The organism is Actinomadura hibisca NBRC 15177 (assembly GCF_001552635.1).
Lineage (GTDB): Bacteria > Actinomycetota > Actinomycetes > Streptosporangiales > Streptosporangiaceae > Spirillospora > Spirillospora hibisca.
This window is the reverse complement of the sequence record NZ_BCRO01000031.1, coordinates 98,512-118,586: the sequence shown is the minus strand read 5'-3', so window position 1 is coordinate 118,586 and position 20,075 is coordinate 98,512. Positions and strand designations below refer to the sequence as shown.

General features: G+C 68.9%; 19 protein-coding genes and 1 pseudogene. 9 read left to right on the top strand and 11 right to left on the bottom strand.

The genetic code is table 11. The annotated features are described in order from the left end of the window. Window position 1: 1 nt before the first annotated feature. Together AH6_RS15960 and AH6_RS15955 are read right to left on the bottom strand one after the other, a co-directional pair. A complete protein-coding gene (locus AH6_RS15960) occupies window positions 2-451 on the bottom strand; it encodes an NUDIX domain-containing protein (RefSeq protein ID WP_067480130.1) in 450 nt (149 codons plus the stop codon). 64 nt (window positions 452-515) lie between these two features. Further along, the gene (locus tag AH6_RS15955; protein WP_067480128.1) at window positions 516-2,324 is read right to left on the bottom strand and encodes an asparagine synthetase B family protein; all 1,809 of its coding nucleotides are present in this window, start codon (window positions 2,322-2,324) and stop codon (window positions 516-518) included. Between the two features lie 213 nt (window positions 2,325-2,537). Here AH6_RS15955 and AH6_RS15950 point away from each other — a divergent pair, with 213 nt between their 5' ends. The 4 genes and pseudogenes from AH6_RS15950 to AH6_RS45925 all read left to right on the top strand — a co-directional run bounded on the left by AH6_RS15950 (window position 2,538) and on the right by AH6_RS45925 (window position 5,546). Continuing rightward, window positions 2,538-3,044 carry a helix-turn-helix domain-containing protein gene (locus AH6_RS15950; protein ID WP_157431509.1) on the top strand — a complete coding sequence of 169 codons (507 nt, stop codon included), beginning with the start codon at window positions 2,538-2,540 and terminating at the stop codon, window positions 3,042-3,044. Window positions 3,045-3,069: 25 nt separating this feature from the next. Beyond that, window positions 3,070-4,286 (top strand): IS3 family transposase gene (locus tag AH6_RS15940; protein ID WP_157431516.1). Its coding sequence is split into 2 segments (ribosomal slippage): window positions 3,070-3,379 and window positions 3,379-4,286, totalling 1,218 coding nucleotides; the frame shifts between segments, so codons are not numbered across the junction. Between the two features lie 40 nt (window positions 4,287-4,326). Beyond that, a pseudogene (locus AH6_RS15930) lies at window positions 4,327-4,740 on the top strand (Scr1 family TA system antitoxin-like transcriptional regulator); the annotation flags it as partial. Between the two features lie 59 nt (window positions 4,741-4,799). Continuing rightward, window positions 4,800-5,546, top strand: a complete 747-nt coding sequence (locus AH6_RS45925) for a DUF6879 family protein (RefSeq protein ID WP_245679322.1) — start codon at window positions 4,800-4,802, stop codon at window positions 5,544-5,546. A gap of 178 nt (window positions 5,547-5,724) precedes the next feature. On the opposite strand, the gene AH6_RS15920 is transcribed toward AH6_RS45925, so the two are convergent. Further along, on the bottom strand, window positions 5,725-5,958 hold the full coding sequence (locus AH6_RS15920; protein ID WP_157431508.1) for a hypothetical protein: 234 nt from the start codon (window positions 5,956-5,958) through the stop codon (window positions 5,725-5,727). A 905-nt stretch (window positions 5,959-6,863) separates the two neighbouring features. On the opposite strand from AH6_RS15920, the gene AH6_RS15915 reads away from it, so the two are divergent. After that, window positions 6,864-7,361 (top strand): hypothetical protein, encoded by a 498-nt coding sequence (locus AH6_RS15915; protein WP_067480113.1) that lies wholly within the window; start codon window positions 6,864-6,866, stop codon window positions 7,359-7,361. Window positions 7,362-7,551: 190 nt separating this feature from the next. Here AH6_RS15915 and AH6_RS15910 read toward each other — a convergent pair whose 3' ends face one another. Together AH6_RS15910 and AH6_RS15905 are read right to left on the bottom strand one after the other, a co-directional pair. Beyond that, complete coding sequence (locus tag AH6_RS15910; protein WP_083982939.1) at window positions 7,552-8,310, bottom strand: SDR family oxidoreductase; 759 nt, start codon at window positions 8,308-8,310, stop codon at window positions 7,552-7,554. 5 nt (window positions 8,311-8,315) lie between these two features. After that, window positions 8,316-9,113 carry an alpha/beta fold hydrolase gene (locus tag AH6_RS15905; RefSeq protein WP_067480109.1) on the bottom strand — a complete coding sequence of 266 codons (798 nt, stop codon included), beginning with the start codon at window positions 9,111-9,113 and terminating at the stop codon, window positions 8,316-8,318. A gap of 102 nt (window positions 9,114-9,215) precedes the next feature. On the opposite strand from AH6_RS15905, the gene AH6_RS15900 reads away from it, so the two are divergent. Beyond that, window positions 9,216-10,565, top strand: a complete 1,350-nt coding sequence (locus tag AH6_RS15900; RefSeq protein ID WP_067480107.1) for an aminotransferase-like domain-containing protein — start codon at window positions 9,216-9,218, stop codon at window positions 10,563-10,565. A gap of 125 nt (window positions 10,566-10,690) precedes the next feature. Here AH6_RS15900 and AH6_RS15895 read toward each other — a convergent pair whose 3' ends face one another. The 3 genes from AH6_RS15895 to AH6_RS45145 form a co-directional block, all read right to left on the bottom strand. Beyond that, window positions 10,691-11,356 carry a C40 family peptidase gene (locus AH6_RS15895; protein ID WP_067480105.1) on the bottom strand — a complete coding sequence of 222 codons (666 nt, stop codon included), beginning with the start codon at window positions 11,354-11,356 and terminating at the stop codon, window positions 10,691-10,693. A 402-nt stretch (window positions 11,357-11,758) separates the two neighbouring features. Continuing rightward, window positions 11,759-12,499 (bottom strand): esterase/lipase family protein, encoded by a 741-nt coding sequence (locus tag AH6_RS15890; RefSeq protein WP_083982905.1) that lies wholly within the window; start codon window positions 12,497-12,499, stop codon window positions 11,759-11,761. A 353-nt stretch (window positions 12,500-12,852) separates the two neighbouring features. Beyond that, a complete protein-coding gene (locus AH6_RS45145) occupies window positions 12,853-13,299 on the bottom strand; it encodes a hypothetical protein (protein WP_176580236.1) in 447 nt (148 codons plus the stop codon). Window positions 13,300-13,825: 526 nt separating this feature from the next. Between AH6_RS45145 and AH6_RS15880 the strand changes: the two genes are divergently transcribed. Further along, a complete protein-coding gene (locus AH6_RS15880) occupies window positions 13,826-14,821 on the top strand; it encodes a DUF11 domain-containing protein (protein WP_083982903.1) in 996 nt (331 codons plus the stop codon). Window positions 14,822-15,111: 290 nt separating this feature from the next. Here AH6_RS15880 and AH6_RS15875 read toward each other — a convergent pair whose 3' ends face one another. Continuing rightward, entirely contained in the window at window positions 15,112-15,363 is a 252-nt protein-coding gene (locus AH6_RS15875) for a hypothetical protein (protein WP_067480099.1), read from the bottom strand. 103 nt (window positions 15,364-15,466) lie between these two features. After that, window positions 15,467-15,751: a hypothetical protein gene (locus AH6_RS15870; RefSeq protein ID WP_067480097.1), complete on the bottom strand. Its 285-nt coding sequence runs from the start codon at window positions 15,749-15,751 to the stop codon at window positions 15,467-15,469. 334 nt (window positions 15,752-16,085) lie between these two features. On the opposite strand from AH6_RS15870, the gene AH6_RS15865 reads away from it, so the two are divergent. Beyond that, on the top strand, window positions 16,086-16,940 hold the full coding sequence (locus tag AH6_RS15865) for a hypothetical protein (protein ID WP_067480095.1): 855 nt from the start codon (window positions 16,086-16,088) through the stop codon (window positions 16,938-16,940). Between the two features lie 116 nt (window positions 16,941-17,056). Here the strand turns inward: AH6_RS15865 and AH6_RS15860 are convergent, their stop codons facing one another. Further along, window positions 17,057-18,109, bottom strand: coding sequence for a matrixin family metalloprotease (locus AH6_RS15860; RefSeq protein WP_067480093.1), 1,053 nt, complete (start codon window positions 18,107-18,109; stop codon window positions 17,057-17,059). Between the two features lie 621 nt (window positions 18,110-18,730). Between AH6_RS15860 and AH6_RS15855 the strand changes: the two genes are divergently transcribed. Continuing rightward, window positions 18,731-20,005 carry a hypothetical protein gene (locus AH6_RS15855; RefSeq protein ID WP_067480091.1) on the top strand — a complete coding sequence of 425 codons (1,275 nt, stop codon included), beginning with the start codon at window positions 18,731-18,733 and terminating at the stop codon, window positions 20,003-20,005. Window positions 20,006-20,075: the final 70 nt, after the last annotated feature.

Below are 20,075 nucleotides of genomic sequence, written 5' to 3'. Positions count from 1 at the left end.
CTTATCGGTCGCCGCTGAGGTGTCGTTCGATGCCCGTTCGGATGTAGGGCGGGATCTTCAGTCCTTCCAGTGTCTCGGGCGCGGTGAAGGCGAGCTTGACACCTTCGGCGAGGGGCAGCGTGGTCTCGTCGCCGTTCCAGGTTCCGGCGAAGAACGTGATGAGCTGGCCGGAGCCGTCGCGGTCGTGGACCTCGAAAAGCTCCTGCAGGTCGTCGGCGGCCAGTCCGGCTTCTTCCCACAGTTCGCGGCGGATGGTCTCGGCGGCGTTCTCGCCGGGGTCGGTGCCGCCGCCCAGGACGCTCCAGTAGCCGGGCCAGCTGATGCCGCGGATGTCGTCGCGCAGGTGGAGCAGCAGTTCGCCTCGGTCGTTGGTGATGATCGCGACTGCCCCGCGCGCCACCTGGTCGTGAGGTGGCTGCTCGGCTTGTGGGTGGTGTGGGTCCTGGGCCATCCCCTCAGCGTAGGTATCCGCTGGCCGTTCTGTGAGGTGGTCCGGCGGCATGTCGCGGGTGGGTTCATGCGGCGGTCGCCCCCGCCGTCCCCTCCGTGACGGGGGCGACCGCCGGGTTGTTCAGCACCCAGGCGGCGGTGATGAGGGCCTGCATCCGGGTGCGGTCGAACCGGCTGCGGCGGATGAGCCCGGCGTTCAGCAGCGGGTGCAGGGCGGTCGGCGCTTGGGAGCGGGCCGCGGTGAGGTGCTGATCGGTCCAGGTCGCCAGTGAGCCGTTCAACCATTGTGGGACCGGAGAGGCGAACCCGAGCTTGTCGGGGTTGCCGCACACTGAGGGCGGCACGCCCAACCGGAGCGCGGCGTCGCGCAGGACGCGCTTGCCGCGTGTGGGGCCGCGGGACTTGAAGTCGGCCGGGAGGGCGTAGGCGAACTCCACCAGCGCGGTCGCCAAGTACGGGGAGCGGCGTTCCAGCGCCAGGGCCGAGGCCAGCTTGTCGCTGGTCTCCACCAGCGGCCGCCACGCGGTCGCCAGCTCCACCAGCGTCAACGCGCGGGGCGCATCACCGTGCGCTCGGGCCAGTACTGTCGACACCAGCGCCCGGACCCGCTGTTCGGGGTCGGGACCTCGTGTGATCAGGCGGGTGATGGACTCCAGGAGTCCCAATGGGGGCGAGGTGTCCAGGAGGCGCTCGGCGAGCGGCCGGTAGGACATCAGCCCGGCCTGCAGGACCGCCTCGGGGCCATGCAAGGCCAGGGCGTGCCGTACGTATCCCATCAGCAGCTCGTCGGGGCCCAGCCCGCCGGCGACGACGCGGAGTCCTCGCGCGGCGGCGGCCTGGTAGGCCATGTACTCGGAGAAGACGGCGGCGTTGCCCATCGGGTAGTCCAGCGCCGCGGCGATCTGCGGGAGGGTCTGCTGCAGGTCCTCGGGGGTGGGCTCGACGACGAGCAGTTCGGCGCCGATCCGGTCGGCGGTCTGGCGGGCCAGGGTGGACTCGTCCAGCCGGTCCTGGCCGGGGTAGCGGACGGTGATGCACACCGGAGGCCGCATCAGGTGGGCCAGGGTCGCCGAGTCCAGGCCGCCCGACAGCAGCAGCGCCCAGTCACCGCTCGGGACGCGCAGCGGGGTGTGCTCGGTGAGCAGGTCGGCGGTGTGGTTCACCGCTTGGTCGTAGGTGAGGTGGCCGTCCAAGGGGGCGACCTCGGCCAGATCCCACCAGGGGCGGTGGGCGAGCGAACCGGTGGCCACGTCGAACTCCAGCAGCGTTCCGGGGGCAAGAAGCTGGATGCCCTGAAAGGGGGTGTCGATCCCGGTCGGGGTCTCGATGCTCTGCATCTCCGGGCGCAGGACCACCGGTGCGGCACCGTAGCGGGCCAGGGTAGTGACCTCGCTGGCGAAGGCCAGTCGTCCCCCGTCCAGCCGCCAGTACAACGGCTTCTCGCCGAGCCGGTCACGAAGCAGGTACAAGGCGCCGGCCCGGCCCTTGCTCGGGTCGTAGAGGGCGGCGGCGAACATCCCCTCCAGTTCGGGCAGGCAGGATGGTCCGTACCTGGCCCAGGCGCCGAGCAGCAGATGCGCGTCGGTGTCGGTGTCCTTTACCGGGATGCGCCAGTTCAGGGCCAGCCGCCGCCAGTTGTAGATCTCTCCGTTGAACGTCAGCAGCAGCCCGCTCGCCTCGTCCTGGTAGGGGCCGGGCGGTGCGGCGGGATTGACGATCCGCAGCGTGTTCATCGCCAGCACGGCCCGGCCGTCAGCCGCCGCCGTCACCCCGGTCCCGTCAGGCCCCCGGTACTGCTGGAGGTCTCCCATCTGTTCCACGCATCGCCGCAGCAGCGCCGCGTCCGGGCCGACCAGCCCCGCGATCCCGCACACCCAAGACCACCTCCGCTCCCCTACCGGCCGCCACGTGCAGTGGCTTGGTGAAGCTCACGGCCTCGACACTGACTCGCCTTTAATCTGTGGAGCGAGAGATTTCACTGCCTTTCACACTTGCGGTGGCGTACGAGAAGTGATCGCCGGGTCAAGGCGTGAAAGTCAGTGAAACGCTTCTGACCGTCCGATTCCCATGGGCCAGGATCAGCACCGATGCCGCCGTCGCCTTCGCCTTCCTCCAGCGCCCAAGCCGCACGCCGACGCCTGGGGGAAAAGCTCCGCCAGATGCGCCGGCAGGCGCGCCTCAACGGCGTGCAGTTCGCCGCGCTGGCCGGATGGAGTAGCTCGGCGCAGGTCAGCATGGTCGAGTACGGGCAGCGCACCATCACCGCCGATCACGTCCGGCTGTGGTGCCGCATCTGCCAGGTCCCCGACCACGTTGCGGCCGAGCTGCTGGCCGAGCAGCGCGCCGCGGCCGACATGTGGCAGACCCACTCGGAGAGCAACCGCGTCGGTCTCAAGGGCCGCCAGGAGAAGCTGCGCGACAAGTACTGGAACGTTCGGCTGCACCGCGTCTACCAGACCAAGGTCATCCCCGGACTCCTGCAGACCCCCGAGCTGATGACCCACTACCTGACCACCGCACGCCTGGAACAACACCTGGATCTGGACGACGGGGCTTCCCCCTGGAATGTGGACACCTTGGAGGCTGGATCATGATGGTCCAGGGGAAGAGGTGTCACTGATGGCGTTGAGGGATTATCCGGAGGAGTTCAAGGCCGACGCGGTGGCGTTGTTCTTGTCGGATGCGGGCAACACCTATAAGCGGATCGCTGCTGATCTGGGGATCGACCGGGCGACGCTGCGCAAGTGGGTGACCGATGCCCAGCGTGCTGGCATCGCCCCGGCGCAGCCTGTCACGGCCGGTCAGAGCGCCTCGGAGGGCGACGTAGGCTCACCTGACGTGCTGGAACAAGAAAACCTGCAGCTCAGGGCGAAGATCCGTGAGCTGGAGACCGAGCGTGACATCCTGCGCAAGGCGGCCAAGTATTTCGCGGGCGAGACGAACTGGTGAACCGCTTCCAGTTCGTTGACGACCACCAGGTCACCTACGGGGTGAAGCGGTTGTGCCGGGTGCTGGAGGTGGCCCGCTCCAGCTACTACCGGTGGCGCGCCACCCGGGCGGCGCGGGCCGAGCGCGCCGCCGCCCAGGACGTGCTCGTCGCGCAGATCCGCAAGATCCACGCCGACACCGACGGCACCTATGGATCCCCCCGCGTCACCGCCGAGCTGCGCGAGCGGGGCGTGCGGATCAATCACAAGCGGGTGGAACGGTTGATGCGCGCCCACCACATCGTCGGGCTGCACCTGCGCACCAAGGTCCGCACCACCGTGCCCGCCGCTGCTCCGGCACCGGTGCCCGACCTGCTGCGACGCGACTTCACCGCCGTGCGGACCGGTGACAGGTATGTGGGCGACATCACCTATCTGCCCGTCACGGGCGGCCGGTTCCTGTATCTGGCGACCGTGCTCGACTTGTGCTCGAGGCGGCTGGTGGGCTGGTCGATCGCCGACCACATGCGCACCGAACTGGTCACCGACGCCCTGCAAGCCGCGGCCCGCACCCGCGGTGGACACCTGGACGGGGCGATCTTCCACAGCGACAACGGCGCCCAGTACTGCAGCGCCGCCTTCGCCGCCACCTGCGCCCGGCTCGGGGTGAGGCGCTCACGGGGCGCGGTCGGGTCCAGCGCCGACAACGCCGCCGCCGAAGCCTTCAACGCCACCCTCAAACGCGAGACGCTGCAAGGAGCACGCGGCTGGCCCGACCAGCAGGCCGCCCGCCTGGCGGTGTTCGGCTGGATCACCCGTTACAACACCCACCGCCGCCACTCGGCGCTCGGCCAGACCTCACCCATCAACTACGAGAGAACCACAGGTAGCATCGCTACCGCCGCATGAAACCGGTGTCCACGTTTCGGGGGGAACGCCCGACGTCGCCGAAGCCGTCCAAGCCCGGCTGCGCCGACAGCGCTGCCTGGACCGCCCCGACGCCCGCTGGCTGTTCCTGCTGGAAGAAGACGTCCTGTGGTACCGGCCCGCCCCATCTGGCATCCACCGCGGGCAACTGCGCCACCTGCTGGAGGTCATGCGGCGCCCCACCGTCTCCCTCGGGGTCATCCCCCGCCACGTCGACCGGCACGGGGTGAACCCCGAGGAGTCCTTCACCATGTCCGAACTCCCCGACTCCGCGGTGGTCACGGTCGAGCTGGTCTCGGGCACGCTCACCCTCAGTCAGTCGTACGAGAACCGCATGTACCTCGAAGCCTGGGAACGGCTGTTCTCCCTGGCCGTCCATGGCGAGCCGATGCGCGCCTTGATCACCGCCGCTCTCGCTGCGACACAGAACGCTTGACCGATCGGGGCACGGCAGGCAACCTTCGGGCCCAGACGCTGCGATGTGGAGGACTGCCCGTGCGCGATATCGACTTCATCGGTTCTGACCCCGGCTCTGAAGACGAGCGCTGCCCGGCGGTGTTCCGCGATCCCAACACCGGCGACTTCTACCAGCAAGGGCGCCTGGTGACCGACCCCGAAGTCCTGAAAAGCTTGGGGGAACACGTGGCGCTGGCACCCGACGAAGCCGTCATCTGGCAACCCGCTCGCATGGCCGACCAACTCGCCGAGGCCGCCGCCGGAACCTACGAGCCGGGCCGCCAAGGCCACGGCATCCCCACCTTCGCCGAACTACTGGCCAACACCACCCGCTCAGCCGTGCACCTTGAGATGCGCGACTACTACCAGCCCTCACCAGGATTCGACGACTGGAAGGCGGGCGGTTCAGGCCGTACCGACCGCTCCCGCTGGGTCAACCAGGTCCAAGAGGCGGTCTCCCGGGGCGTGACGATGCGCCGCGCCCGCATCGTGTCCGAACCGATCTCCGACTACATCCGCTGGGAACACTCGGTCACCGACGTCAACACCGAAGCCGGAGAACAAGTGCGCTGGCTGCCCCGCCGCCACACCTGGGACCTGATGCTCCCCGGTGCAGACTTCTGGATGTTCGACCAACGCCTGGTCCGCTTCCACTTCGACGCAGGCGACGGCACCATGCTGGACGACTACGAGTTCGTCTCCGACCCCCGCCGCGTCGCGTCGGTCGTCGCAGCATTCGAGATGGTCTGGGAACGAGCCACCCCACACGAGAAGTACCAGGTCTAGCGCTTCTCTCAAGGTCACTGGTCCGCTTGGCGCATTAGGCTTCCGCGCGTCTGGCGGCGATGGGCTCGGCCTCCAAGTTAACCCTGACCGGCCTATGAGCCCCACCAGAGCAGCCCCCTACACCTTCATCAAGACGTCCTGGGCGGCAAACCGAAGGTTCTGAACCGGTCGCGTGGCATCACGCAAATTCCTCCACGACCGGGACGCCGATCGGTCGGATGCGATCCTGATCGTCCAGCGTGGCGATGCTCCGCAGCAGCCTCGACACCTCGTCTGCCTGATCCCACATGCGCCAGGCGTCCGCTGATCGTTTGGTCCGGGCGTGCGCGATCGCTCCGAACAGGTACAGGCTGCCGCACAGCGACAGGGCTTGCGGTTCTCGTGCGCTCAGCGGTTTGAGCAGTCCGACCATGGACCCCACGATCTCCCAAACCTCGTCATGTCGTCTCCCGGCCAGGGCGGCCATGCAAGATGCGCCACTACATCGACGCCCGCGACCGGCTGACCGTCTTCTCCCTACCGCCCTACGCCCCCGAACCAACCCCGTCAAGGGCGTCTGGCCCACCTGAAGACCTCGTTGGCCAACCTCGCAAAGCACACGATCGACCAGCTCACCGACCTGATCAGGACCCGACTGAAACACATCCAGCACAGACCCGCCCTGATCGCCGGGATCCTCATCCGCACCCCCTGCACATACCCGGTAAGTCCCACTATTGAAGCTCTCTACACAGTCAGAGACGAACCAGGCACGCAGGAGGATGACGATCTCTCCGGTGCCTGTGACGGTCCGGTGGCCGCTCGATAGGACCCTCATGAGCGAGAGCCGCCGCATGATCGCTGCTACACCACTCGGCGGGACACCATCGCCAACTCCAGCCCTGTCACGGTGAGCAACGTTCAGCATGAAGGCCCGGTCGATCACTAGTTGATCATCTGGATCCCATGACGTGTGGCGTTCCCCATGCTGGTGGCCCCCCACCCGGGGCACCACACGGCGCAGAACTCGAGCACGATGAGAGCAGCTTCGTCAAGGAACGTTTGGAGTCACGCCGCAAGCATGATCTGGAGTGGGCGCCGACAAAGCACCACGCGGACCACGGACGGTCGGGCCTAATTGCCTCACTGACTCCAACCCTCATGGGTGCGGCCCTTCTCAAGGGGGCTGATGAGCTAGACAAACGCCTCGCTGAGGGACGGCCTGCGTCTTCTGTCTCCGGCGTAGGTCTGCTGGGCAGAGCCAGGTTCCCTGGGTGTACATGCTGAGTGGTCTTGGCGGCTCGCGGCGCGAAGATCGACTTGCGCTAGATTTCGGGGATGTACATCGGTGCTGCCATTGCGGGGCTGTTTGCGGTCATTGCCGCGATCGCGAGCTTCGTTCTGGTGCGTGAGGCGATCCAGATGCGGGACAAGTCCTTGGCGGTTCCTGGAGGATGTCTCACAACTATGGCCCTGGGCATGGTTGCGTTCGCCGTCCTCCTCTTCAACGTGGAGGGTGACCTCGATATCACCTCTGTTGATGAGGCTGACGGTGTGGGCTGCGTCGCCGATGTTCTCAGCCGGGAAGAGGCCGGCACGGTCAACCGCAGATCGGTGTACCACCTACGGCTGACCGTCCAGATGCCTGGCAAGTCCCGCTACTCGGCCGAGAGCACCTCGGAGCTCGGCGTTGACGCCAAAGCGCGCATCGATGCGGGTGATGCGCACTACGCGTGTCTGGTCGATCGGGACGATCCCGGAGAAGTTCAGGTGCTGTGGGACAGGCCCATCGGTGCTGCGACGTCGAGCGCTTCGCCGAAGGCTTCCAGGAACTGACATGCGTGCGGCACGTCGGCGGGCAGGGTAGGTGCGCTGGGTCTCATGTCCCTACGGAGATGTCGTCGCGGTTGTTTGTATCGCTTGAATGCTTTGGACGCCTGCTGCGCCACCGGTTCCCTGCTTCGGGCCACCGATCTGCGCTCGTCTTGTTCTCGTTGTGCGGTGATTGAGGTGGAGTGTTCTTCTGTCAGGGTTCGGTTCGGTGTATCTGGAACGGTGCGAAGCTCTGTGCGGTCGGCATCAGCTCGATCACGTTGATGTTCACGTGGGCCGGTTGTGATGCCGCCCACGACACTGCTTCCGCTATGTCCGTTGGGGTCAGGGGCTGCATTCCTTTGTAGACCGCTTGTGCTCGGTCTTGGTCTCCGCCGAAGCGCACCGTTGAGAACTCTGTGTCGCCGCACATGCCCGGTTCGATGCAGGTCACGCGGATGCCTGTGCCGTGTAGGTCGCTGCGCAGGTTCTGGCTGAACTGGTGCACGAACGCCTTCGTCGCACCGTAGACGTTGCCGCCCGGGTAGGGGTACGTGCCTGCTACTGAGCCCAGGTTGATTACGTGGCCTCGGCCGCGTTCCACCATTCCGGGCAGGATCGCTCTCGTGCAGTACATGAGGCCCCGGCAGTTCGTGTCGAGCATCTGGTCCCAGTCGTCCAGGTCGGCTTCCTGCGCGGGGCCCAGGCCTTTGGCTAGGCCCGCGTTGTTCACCAGGATGTCGATGTCTGCGAACTCGGGGGGCAGGGTGGCGATTGCCTGTTCGACTGCTGTTTTGTCTCGCACGTCCAGTTCTAGGGGGTGGACGCGGTCTGGGTGGTCGGCTGCCAGGTTGGCTAGGAGGTCTGCTCTGCGTGCTGACGCTACGACGCGGGTGCCCTCGGTTGCTAGGCGGCGGGTGATTTCGGCGCCGAAGCCCGCGCTCGCGCCGGTTACGAAGGCTGTCTTGGGCATGGGGGTCACCGCTTTTCGGGGATCGAGTCTAGGAAGGTGTTCAGGGCCTTGTTGAACTCGGCCGGGCGTTCCAGGTTGGGCATGTGTGCGGTGTCGTCGATGATGACGAGTGTCGAGTTCGGGATCGTTTCGTGCATTAGCTGTGCATCACTGATCGGGGTGAACTCGTCGTCGCTGCCCACGACGATCAGCGTGGGCACCTGGACATGGGACAACGACTCGACGTAGTCGGGGCGTTCGGCGCGGCCTCGTAGTGCGGCGGCTGCGCCTTCCGGTGGCGTTGAGCGCATCATGTTGAGGACGTGCTCGGCTACCTCTGGGAAGCGCTCGATGTTGGCGGGGGCCACCATCTTGGGGAGGACCTCGTTGGCGTAGCCGTCCATCCCCTCTTGGATTAGGCGGTCGGCCATGGTGTTGCGAGCCTTCCTGCCGTCTTCTGTTTCTGCCTGCGGGGCCGTGTCGGCGAGGATCAGGCCGCGCAGGCGCTCGGGGAACTGGCGGTGGAACTCCATGACGATCTGGCCGCCCATCGAGAGTCCGCCGAGGACGATTTCCCCGATGGCCAGGTGGTCGAGCAGGTCAGCGAGGTCCTGGGCGAAGGTCTGGAGGGTGGTCTTGCCCGGGACGACGGTGCTGCGGCCGTAGCCGCGCAGGTCCGGGGTGATCACCCGGCGGTCGGTCTCAAGTTGGGGTGCCCACATCGACCGGTCGAAGGGGTGGCCGTGGACGAGGACCAGGGGCGGGGTGGTGCTGCCGTGGTCGTCGTAGTCGATGGAGACCGGTCCCTTGACGAAGGTGCTCACGTCGAACGTCTCCTTTGGGATGAGGCTTGACGGCTCGATGCTATTGGGGCAAATATGTCGGTGCAATAGGCAAATTGCGCTCGGTGCAATATGGGGGATGGCGTGGACGACTATCGGCGGATCGCTGACGTGCTGGCGGCCCGGATCGCCGCTGGGGAACTCCGGCCCGGCGACCGTCTGCCGCCTCAGCGGCAGTTCGCCCGTAGGCACGGCATCGCCGGCTCTACGGCGGCGCGCGTGTACGGCGAGTTAATCCGTCGGGGGCTTGCTGTTGGGGAGGTGGGGCGTGGCACCTTCATACGTGCCGCCGCGCCGTCGGGTGAGCCCGCGCTTGCGGAGCCGACGCGTGCTCGTGTGGATCTGGAGATGACCTTCTCCGTGCCGGAAGAGCTGCCCGTTCTGCTCGCCGACAGTCTTGGCGGTCTGCTCCGTCCCGACGTGCTGGGAAGTGCGCTGACTCCGTTGGGTGCGGCGGGCACGCCGGCGCTTCGCGAGGCGGCGGCCGCGCTGTGGTCCCGGGCGGAGTGGTCCCCCGATCCTGGACGCCTGCTCGTCGCCGGTAATGGGCGGCAGGCGATCGCCGCCGCGCTGGCCGCTTTGGCTCCGGCCGGTGAGCGGGTCGGTGTGGAGGAGCTGACCTATCCGGTGGTCAAGGGCATCGCCGCACGTCTTGGCATCACGCTGGTCCCGCTCGCCATGGACGAGTACGGCGTGCTGCCGGAGGCCGTCCGGTCGGCCGGGCCGCTGCGCGCCGTCTACCTCCAGCCGACGTTGCACAACCCGCTCGGGCGCACGATGACCGAGCAGCGGCGCGCGGAGATCGCCGAAGTGCTGCGCGAGTGCGACATCTACGCCGTCGAGGACGCCATCTACGGTTTCCTCCGCGAAGATCTCCCGCCGCTGGCCGCGTTCGCGCCGGAGCGCGTCGTCGTGGTGGACAGCCTGTCGAAGCGGGTGGCTCCGGGGCTCACCGTCGGTTTTGCGGTGGTGCCGGAGGCGCTTGGGGGGCGCGTCGCGTCGGCGCTGCGTTCGGGCGGTTGGACGGCGCCGCGCTTCGCCGTCGAGGCCGCGACGCGCTGGCTGACCGACGGCACGGTCACGACCCTCCAGGACATCAAGCGCCGGGACGCGGCGGCGCGCCAGCGGCTCGTGCGCGAGCATCTGGAAGGTTTCGCCATCGAGTCGGATCCGCGGGCCTTCCACTGCTGGTGGCGGCTGCCCGATCCCTGGCGGGCCGACACCTTCGTCGCGGCCGCCGCGCGTCGCGGCATCGCCGTCACGCCGGGCGCGGCCTTCACCATCGTCCTCGCCCACGCGCCCAACGCCGTCCGCCTCGCCCTGTCCGCGCCGCCGATCGACACCCTGGCGACGGCGCTGGCGACGCTCGCCGCGCTGGCCCGGAACGTTCCCGAGGACGCGGAGGCCGAGCTGGGAGTCGGCCTGCCGGACTGACTGTAGAGCTGGCATTGACGCGCGTGTGGCCCGGTGCGTGCTGCGGCAGCACGCACCGGGCCTTGCGCGGTTGGATCTCTTCCCTGTCGTCTCGGGTTATGTCGCGGACGGTTCGCTGGGTGAGTTCACTCTCCGGGCCCCGGCAGGAGTTCTGGCTCCAGCTCGCCGGCGGATGGCTGCGGGTCGCTGCTCGGCCTCTCGGGCTCGGCGGGCTTGGCCGGGGCCGCGCGGCCTTCCTGGCGTGCCAGCTTCTGGATCGTCGTGGGCCAGACGCGGGCAGGAGGCGCCGCGGGCCGCACGGCGCCGGAGAAGGACCGCTTCCGGGACCCGCTGAGCGAGTCGACGCGGACGGTGGTCCCCTGCCGCGGGGCGTGGACGAAGTTGCGGCCGCCGATATAGAGCCCCACGTGCCCCTTCCCCCTGAAGAAGACGAGGTCGCCCGGCCGCAACTTCTTGATGCCGACCTTCCGGCGGACGGCCCGGTACTGCGCGTGGGTGACGCGGGGCAGCCGCACACCGGCCTTCCGCCAGGCCATCATCGCCAGGCCCGAGCAGTCGAACGCGTTGGGGCCGGTCGCACTCCACCGGTAGGGCTTGCCGCGCTGTCCGAGCGCGTACTTGACCGCTGTTTTCGCGCGGCGCTTCTGCTGCGCTTCGCGCGCCTGGTAGGCCAGGTAGGCCTTGGCCGATTTCTGTTGTGCTCGGGTGAGGTGGCGGCTGGAATTCCTGAATCCCGGCGAGTCGGCGGCCTCCCCCGAATTCGCCAGGGCGCAGGTGAGTCCGCTCACCATCAGAAACGAAACGCACGCCCGACCCGCGGGACGCAGGACACGTTTGGCATGCGGAGCAAAAACTGATCTGTCATCGCTCATGCCTTTCGCCTACCCGACGGCAAGACTGACACGCCGACTTGGCCGTTTATTTATTGCCCGGCTAAGCAGTCAGGACATTCCATTGAGCAACAGTGCGGCATTTCCGACTTCGCGCCGGGCGTTTGTCCGACCGGCAGAACACTTCACGCACCCGGAAATCGACTGAGTTATTTTGATTGACAATGAGAGTGCGCGTTCGGCAAGCGAAAAGCTCTCTTCGGGACGGCTTTGATGGCGGCCCGGCAGGCCGGTGGCCCGCAAAGGGCACGCCAAAGGCGCTCCACACCGTTGACGGGCCTCCGCCGAGCCCGTCCCAGCGGTTCATCCGGAGCAGTCGGTGGCCAGCGGACGCCGCTTCAGGGCCGCGGCGATGAGACCCTGCATCGCCTTGTCGGCGGGCTCGTCGGCGTGCTCGACCCTCCGGCCGGGGCAGAAGCTCTGGACGCTGGCGTTGACCGCGCCGGGCAGTGGCTTCTTCTCGCCGGTCCCCTGCTCGCTGTAGAGGTGATAGGCCGGCAACCCCGGCGGGATGGGCGGCGGAGCGTTGAGCCGCCGAATGAAGGCGGAGCCCGGCACCAGGTCGCGGCACCCCTGGTGACTCGTGGCGCACAGCAGGCCGAGCCAGTCCCCCTGCTCGGGAGTGCCGACACTGACGTAGGTGCCGGTCTGCGCCGCCCCGCCGAGGAACTTGACGTAATGGCGCTGGGCCAGCCCGCCCATGGAGTGTCCGACCACATCGACGCGTGATGCGCCCTGCCGGGCGCGCATCGACGCGGCCTTCTGGGCCACGGCCTGGGCCGATTCGGAAATGGCGGCCGTTCCCGCCGGCGTGCCGCGAAGCTGCATCGACTCCGCGTGGAAACCCTGGTCCTTCAGATAGGCCACCAGGCTGTCCAGCTTGGCCTGCTCCGCGTGGAAGCCCCCGACCACCAGGACGGGGTTGGCATCGGCTTTAGCGCCGGGGCCCCGCCCACCGGCGGCCCCCGAAGAAGGTGCCGTCGCGCCGAACACCGCTACGGCCGCGACCGCGGCGACCGAAAGCCGGACAAGAGAACGGGCCATGTTTCATTCCTCGTTAGGGTTTTCCGCACCGGACAGGAAGGCGGGTGGTCGTGATTTCGTCCTGTCGACGGTGAAACCACTCCGGGCAATCCAAGAATGCGATACCCATGCCCTCCACGAGTTATGCCGGGTCACCGCCGAGGCGAAACGGTCAAAGAGCGCATGCCCCGCTATCCTGGCGTCACAGGTGGAGGCTTGGCGCATATGTCCGCTCGTTTGCGAAAGTGCATTTCCACGGGTAGATCACCCGCTGGGCGATGGATTTCGGGATTCCCGTGAACGGCAATGAACGGTCATGGCCCCGAGACCGGAGTCCCGGGGCCATGACCGTTGACCACGTATTGCCGCCGTTCTCAGTACCCGGACGGCGGCGCCTGGGCGGGCGGCCCTTCCTGGGTCGCCGGCTGCGGTGGCGGCGGGGCCTGTCCGGCGGGCTGCGCCGGGGGCTGCTCGGGCGGCGCGGGCGGGTAGGCGGGCGCCGGCGGGTTCCCGCCCGGCTCGTGCTGGCCCATCGCGGTGATGTACATCGAGACCAGCTTCTCCTGGTCCCGGATGAGTCGTTCGAGGCGGCCCCAGGTGTGGTTGAACATGAGGACCACGAACAGGAACACCACGGCGGTGTAGAGGAAGACCGCGCCCCGCATCGGCATGAAGTCCGCGGCCAGGTTGGCGATCAGAACGACTACGCCGATCAGCGCCAGCACCAGCAAGATGTTGTGCCACATCTTGGCCTCTGCGCTGATGTACCGATCTTTGATGTCCGTGGCCGGCCGGTATTCGACCTTCAACGGCTTCGTCACGATCTCACCGTCCAGAGATGCCGGTTGCTGACAAGGGTGCAGTACCCCCTGGACCCCTCCGCCAATCACCGATAGTGACGAAGCCTATTCACAAGGTAGTAGAATTGTGGACACTTCATCCTGCTTATGCAGCTCTCCTCCGCTTCCGAGGTGTACCGGGCGCCTCCTGCCGTCCCGCCCCTCCCCCGCCTCTCCGGCGTCCCGGAAGTCGCCGAGCAGCACATCACGGCGAAAGGCACCCAAGACAACTCGTGACCGTCAGTGACGACAAAAGCGGCACCATTCCGCTGTCTCTTTCGCGACCACCATCCGAAGATCGTCTTTGAAACCCTGCCCAGCAGGGCGAACACGGCCTCCAGATGCTTTTCCCGAGCGAGACCCGATCCGTTGTGCGCGCCTGTTTGCCCCCCGCGTCACAGCGCAGCATGCTTACGCAGAGTAGCCGTCAGATGACGACAGGCGCGGGCGGGGTGTTCGGTGCACCCCGCCGCGCCGACTGCACGAGCATGACGATTGGATCTTCAATATGCGCGTCATACGACGCTCGCAGGGTCGTGTGGCCGCCACCTTCATGGTCGCGGCCGCCACGACGACCATCGTCCCAGCGCCCACCGCTGCGGCCATGCCCGCCGACGGCGCACCGACCGCCCCGCGGATGCAGGTGTCCAAGAACGCCTCCGACCAGACGCCCCTGCCGGGGGATCGGATCGTCTACACCATCTCGGTGCGCAACACCGGCGATGTCCCCGCCTACAAGGTGCGGCTGGAGGACCGGCTGCCCGACGAGCTGACGGAGGCGGGGGTGAACGGCCCCGGCTGCAAGGTCACCGGGGCCCGGGTCCTCTGCCGCTGGGACAGCGTGCGCTACCGGGGCTCCCGGACCGTCGCGGTCACCGCCACCGTGTCCGACCGGGCGCGGCCGGGCTCGCGGCTGACCAACGCCGCCGTCCTCGACTACGCCGGACGCCGGGCCCGCGCCCTGTCCACGGTGGTCGTCGCGCGGCCCCGGCCCGCGGTCCCGCAGCGCTCGGACGTCGACAAGCCCAAGCGTCCCAGCGTCACCGCCCACGCCGTGGCGTCGGTCCCGCGCAAGCGGCACACCCCGCAGAAGCCGCACCGGGCCAAGGTCAAGAAGAAGCCCGCCGCCGTGCGCTCGGCGCAGCCGCTGCGCCTGGAGCCGCAGGCCCCGCAGCCCTGCCCGCCCGGCATGGTCCGGGGTTCCGGCCAGGGTCAGGGGCAGGGGCAGGGCCAGTCGGCGTGCGTGTGCCCGAACGGGATGGTCCGGGGTTCGTCCCAGAGCCCGAGCCAGTCGGGGTGCGTGTGCCCGGCCGGTTCCACCGCGCGCAACGGCAGTGGGCAGCCGGTCTCCGGCGGCTCGCAGTGCATGCGCGCCGAGGCCCGCGGGCTGCCCAGCACCGGGTCGTCGGTGGGCTGGCTGGTGATCGCCGGGCTGGCCGCGGTGGCCGCGGGCGGCGCGGCCGTGATGGGCACGCGCGCCCGCCGGCCGCGGGCACGGTCCTAACACCTTCGGCCGATCCGGCCCCGCGGTCTCCGGAGCCCTTCCGGGACCGCGGGCCGCCGGTCGTCACAACGGGAAGCGGGCGCGAGACCTCGTGGTCTCGCGCCCGCTTTCCGTGTCCCCGCGGAAGATCTGAGCCGTGCCGGCCGCGGAGCCGGGCACTGGATTCGGCGGGTTCCGTCCTCCCGTTCCAGGCGGCATGGCGGGCGCTTCCCGTTCGGGTCGCGGCCGGACGCTCGGTATCCGGCAGCGGTCCCCGTCGGCGGAAGGCCGCGCCATGCCGCCGGGAACGGTCAGCGCGCGCCGCTGTAGGTGTGGCGGACGCTGGCGCCCTCGGGGCCCGCGCTGTAGTAGGAGTCCCGGAACCCGACTTCACCGTTGTCGCGGACGAAGGCGCGGCGGATGTGCAACTGGCTGCCGCTCGCGTCGGCCTTCATCCAGGACTGGTTGTATTCGACGTCCGCGTTGGCGACGGCGGGCAGTCCCAGGACCAGTCCGGCGGTGACGCACGCGGTGAGGGCGGCGCGCCCGGTCTTGAAGCTCATCGAGTGTCTCTTTCCGGCAGAGCGAATCTCTCACGGCATGGGACGGTCCCGCCCGGTTCCGGGCGGGACCGCCTAACGGTCGTCCAGGGGTGCTGGAACGACCTCAGTCGGCAGCGCTGAACACGCCCGACGAGGTGGCGCCGGCCGGACCCGCGGTCTGGGCCTTCTTGCCGTAGAAGACACCGCCGTCGGCGTCGCCCTTGCCCTTGCCCTTGTGGCCGTGGTCGCCGTCGACGGCGCCGGAGACGACGCCCACCGAGGAGGCGCCGCCGGGGCCGGCAGCCTTGCTCCCCTGGCCGTGGAAGGTGTCGGCCATGGCGGCCGGAGCGGCGAGCGCCAGACCGGCGGTGGCGAATCCGATGATGGTGACCTTGTGCAGCGTTTTCATGTACCCGTTCCCTCTCGTCCGCGTTAGACAGCGCGCAACGCGGTTTCGGTGTGTCCATCGGACCGGCTCTCCGTGCCGCCGTGTTCCGATGTCGGCTTGCACGAAGCTTCATTACCAGCCGGAGTCGAATCAACACGCTCGGTAAGTAATGATCACTTTGGACGATCATGGTCGTTCGGGGAGGTGGACGCCGCCGTCCGGCGTGCCCGCGCTTTGCCGATCCTGGGCGCAGTGCCGCCCCTACCGCTCTGTAGGAGGTCGATCACAGTGGGTATTGATCATGTTGCGCGAGCCGCGTCCGGCGGCACGGGCTCCTTCGACAGAGAGGCAGAACATGCGCTCGACAAGCGGCATCCCGACGGCGGACGGCCACCGGGCGGCGCGGCCCGCCCGTGCGGCGGTGACGGCCGTCGCCCTGACGACGGCCGTCACCGCGGCGCTGGTCTCGAACGTCCCGTCCGCCTCGGCGTCGCCCGGCCGGACCGGCGCGCGCGAGGCCACGGCCGTCGCCTGCACCAACCTGGTGGGCGACGTGGCGGCCCTGAACCAGGCGTTCTCCACCGGCGGCGACTACGAGCTCGGCAAGCGCTGCACCTACACCCTGACCAAGCGCGCCGGGACGACCTCCGCGCTGCCCACCGTCACCAAGGACACCGACATCGACGGCAACAGGTCCACGATCGCCTGGGCCGGCAGCGAGCCCATCAGGGCGATGTTCGACATCGCCAAGGACGCCAAGCTGACCATCTCCAACGTGACGATCTCGACCGGGGCCAGCGGCGGCGCCTCCACCGTCACGCTGGGGCCGGGCGCCGTCCTGTCCCTGACCAACAGCTCGGTCTCGGTCCGGATCACGCCGAACCGCGACCCCGTGACGGCGGCCTCGCCCGCCGCGCAGGCGGCGTCCTCCGGCAGGGGCGACTACTGCAGCGCGGACCCCGCGCCGGCCGAAGCGCCGCTGGAGAACACGCCGCCCAAGACCGGCCTCGGCGGCGCGGGCACCACCGCCACGCCCAAGGCCACCTCACCGGCGGTGGTCCCGGTCACCCCGCTCGTCGCTCCGCCGGAGACGACCGAGGGCGAGAGCGGCAAGGTCACCGGCGTCGCCACCAGCACCTCGTGCATCGCCACCACGCGGGGCAAGAACGTCACGCTCAGCGCGACGCCGGCGAAGCCGCCCGCCCGCTGAGGACGGTCCTCCGCCCGGCCGGGCGGTCCCTCCGGCGACCACGCCAAGGCGCCTCTCGGTTCCGAGAGGCGCCTTGGCGTGGGTGATCGGGTGCTCTCCGGCCCGCGGCGGGTCCCCTACCGGGGGCCGTACAGCTTGATCAGCCCTTCGTAGTCGCCGCGCCCGAGGGTGGACACCCGGTCGTCGCAGGCGCGGATGACCGGCGCCATCGTCAGGTTGGCGTGCTTGTCGCCCTCGACGTGCCCCAGGCCCAGGGCGTGCAGGGTCTCGTGGGTGACGACCGAGGCGGGGTCGTAGTGGCCGGCGGGGCACTGGGCGTCCGACTGGCCGTCCCCGCCGAAGTACCACCACTTCTTCCCGTTGCTCTGGAGCGCGACGTCGGCCTCGATGGTGCTGTTCCACCCCTGCCAGGTGCAGGCCACGGCGAGCGTGGACTCGGGCAGGCCGGCCAGCGAGACCCAGCCGAACGAGTTCACGCCGTTCCGGGAGGTGCACGAGCCCCGGCCGTCGACGTTCGGCCGCCGCCAGGTCTTGCCCGTGTAGTCCTCGAAGATGTTCGGCAGCGGCGAGAACTGGTCGGCGTCACCGCAGTCGGTCCGCGCGTCGAAGGCGTTCGTGACGCCGCTCCTGACCGCCCGCCTGGCCTGCGCGTTGGTGATGCCGCCCTCGATCCGCCGGTTGACGTAGTACTTCCACTTGACCGTGCTGCCCTTCGGCCAGGCCGAGGCGCTGCTCGTCCACGCGTCGTCGGAGCACGCGTCGAGCGGGTCGGCCGCCGCGCCCCTCTGGGCGGGGGCGGTGGCGGTCCTCTCCTGAGTGATCTCCACCGTCCCGGCGGTGCCGTCGACGCGGACGCGCAGGTTGCTGCTGCCGTCGACGTGCAGGCTGCTCGCGGCGACCGTCAGGTTCTCGCGGGGAACGGTCACCGACGCTCCCCTGGTGCCACGGACCACGCGGTCGCGCAGGTCGCAGTCGCTGAGCCGGACCGTGCGCGGGAGCTCGTCGGCGCGGAGCACGCCCTGGGCCGGGCACCAGCGCGGCGGGTCGTCGCCGGCGGGGGTCGCGGGGGTGTCGGCCGCTCCGGCGACCCCCGCCAGGGCGAGGGTCTGGAGGGCGAGGACGGTGATGGTCGCGGACGCGACCTGAACGCCGAAAGCACTTCTCTTCATATCTGACCGGTCCAGATCGTGTTGGGCTGACGCGAGCGTTGGCCTACCGGGCGGCACAGACGGGTGATCTGCCGGATGCGGCGAAGAGAGGACCGTCCACCGCGCTTTCCCGCCGACAGGTTCCAGTGCCGAATTCTGCGCGATGAACGTCGCAGAAACGTAGCGAAGATGCCCGGCATTAACTGTCCGTAACTACGGTTACAGGTAAAATGATGTGAAACGCCGCCGTTGGTAGATGATCACATATCGCCTGGTCAGCGCACGATTCCGAGTGCACCAAGCGTGCGCTTGCCGTCAGCGCCGAGTGGGACGGGTTCGCCTTCCGGCGGGCCGCGGGGTAGGGGATGCCCACCCGTCCAAGTGATCACAGGTTCTCCTCGATTTTAACGCGGAGTCCCTTTGTTGCCATTTTCTACGGGTAGCAGCAGAATGTTCGGCAACCGTTCCGCCCCATGTGATCGTTCAGGTGCGTCCGACTCGATTGCCTCTTGGTGCGCGCCACAATGCGCGGGCCCTCGGCTCCCGCCTCTCCCGCATCCGTCCGCGAATCGTCACCGCCCCGACGCGCCCCACCCCGAGGTCTGAAGGCCGAAGACGGGCACCAAGCAGTAGATTCCGGACGTGGCACACCATCGTTCGTCGGGCCCGGGACGGGCTCAGCAGGTCGGCACCGCAAGTGTCGTCGGAGCATTGGGCGGGGCCACGCTGGCGGCGCGTCGCGGGAGCAGGGCGGCGGTCCTCGGCGCGGTCGCCGGGGCCGTCGGGCTGGGAGCCGTCGAAGCGGTCGCCCGCGCACGGCAGCGGCCCGACGAGATCCCCGCGCTGTGGGCGCGCATCGCGAGCGGCGCCATGATCGCCGCCCCGCTCGGGTGGGCGGCCGGGAAGCTCACCGGGGCCGGACCCCTCGCCGTCGGGACGGCCACCGGCGCAGCCGCCGGAGCCTTGGGCCTCCGGCCCCAGAAGGTCGCGCTCGGGCCCGTTGTGGGAGCGGCCGTCGGCGGGGTTCTCCGGGGGCGTTCCGCTGCGGTCGTCGCCAGTACGACGGTGCTGACCTACCGCTCACTGGCCGCACTGCTGTTCCGCGACGCGCAGGTGACCCTGCTCGCCGAGCAGGTCCGCGCGGAGGACCTCCCGTTCGTCGTTCCCCGCGAGTCCACGACGCGGTACGTCGGCACCGGCTACGTCCGGACCCTCGCCGAGACGCTCGGCGGCGACTACGTCGAGGACGCCCAGGACGTCGGCATCGTCGCCTCGCTCGACGAGCTGCACGGCCCCGACTTCGATCCGGCGGGCGTGGACCCGCAGGTCCGCGAGTTCTACGAGCACACCACGCGGTTCACGCTCGACATCGTCCCCCGGTGGCGGTTGTGGGTCCGGCCCGGCTACCTGCTCTACCGGACGTTCGTCGCGCGCCCTCTCGGCCAGGCCAGCGTCCCGATGAACCAGCGCGAGGCGCAGCGCGGCGTGCGGGGACGCATCGACACCATCACCACCAAGGACGGCGCGGAGACCGTCCGCGGCTGGATCCGGTCGTTCGCCGACACCGACGAGCCGATCTACATCGGCATCTACACGACGTACCGGCACGAGGGCCGCGGCTACGTGAGCGTCGGCTTCCCCCTCCCGCAGGCCAGCTTCACCGCCACGCTCGCGCCGCAGGCTCGGCCCGGCGGCGGGCTCGTCCTGACCAGCCGCAGCGACCTCGACCAGCCCGGCCACTACCTCACCTACATCGCCCCGGACACCCGCGACCTCACCGCCCTGGCCGTGCACGGCTTCGCTGAACGGCTGGACGTCTACACGCAGGACGGGGAGCTGCGCGCCGAGCACGCCTTCTCGGTCTTCGGAATCCCGTTCCTCGTGCTCCACTACCGCATGCACCGGAAGTCACCATGAGCACCGCAGTGGTCGCGGCCGTTTTAGGGCTGCCGACGGCGCGCGGCTGCTGACGGGATCGGACGCCGGA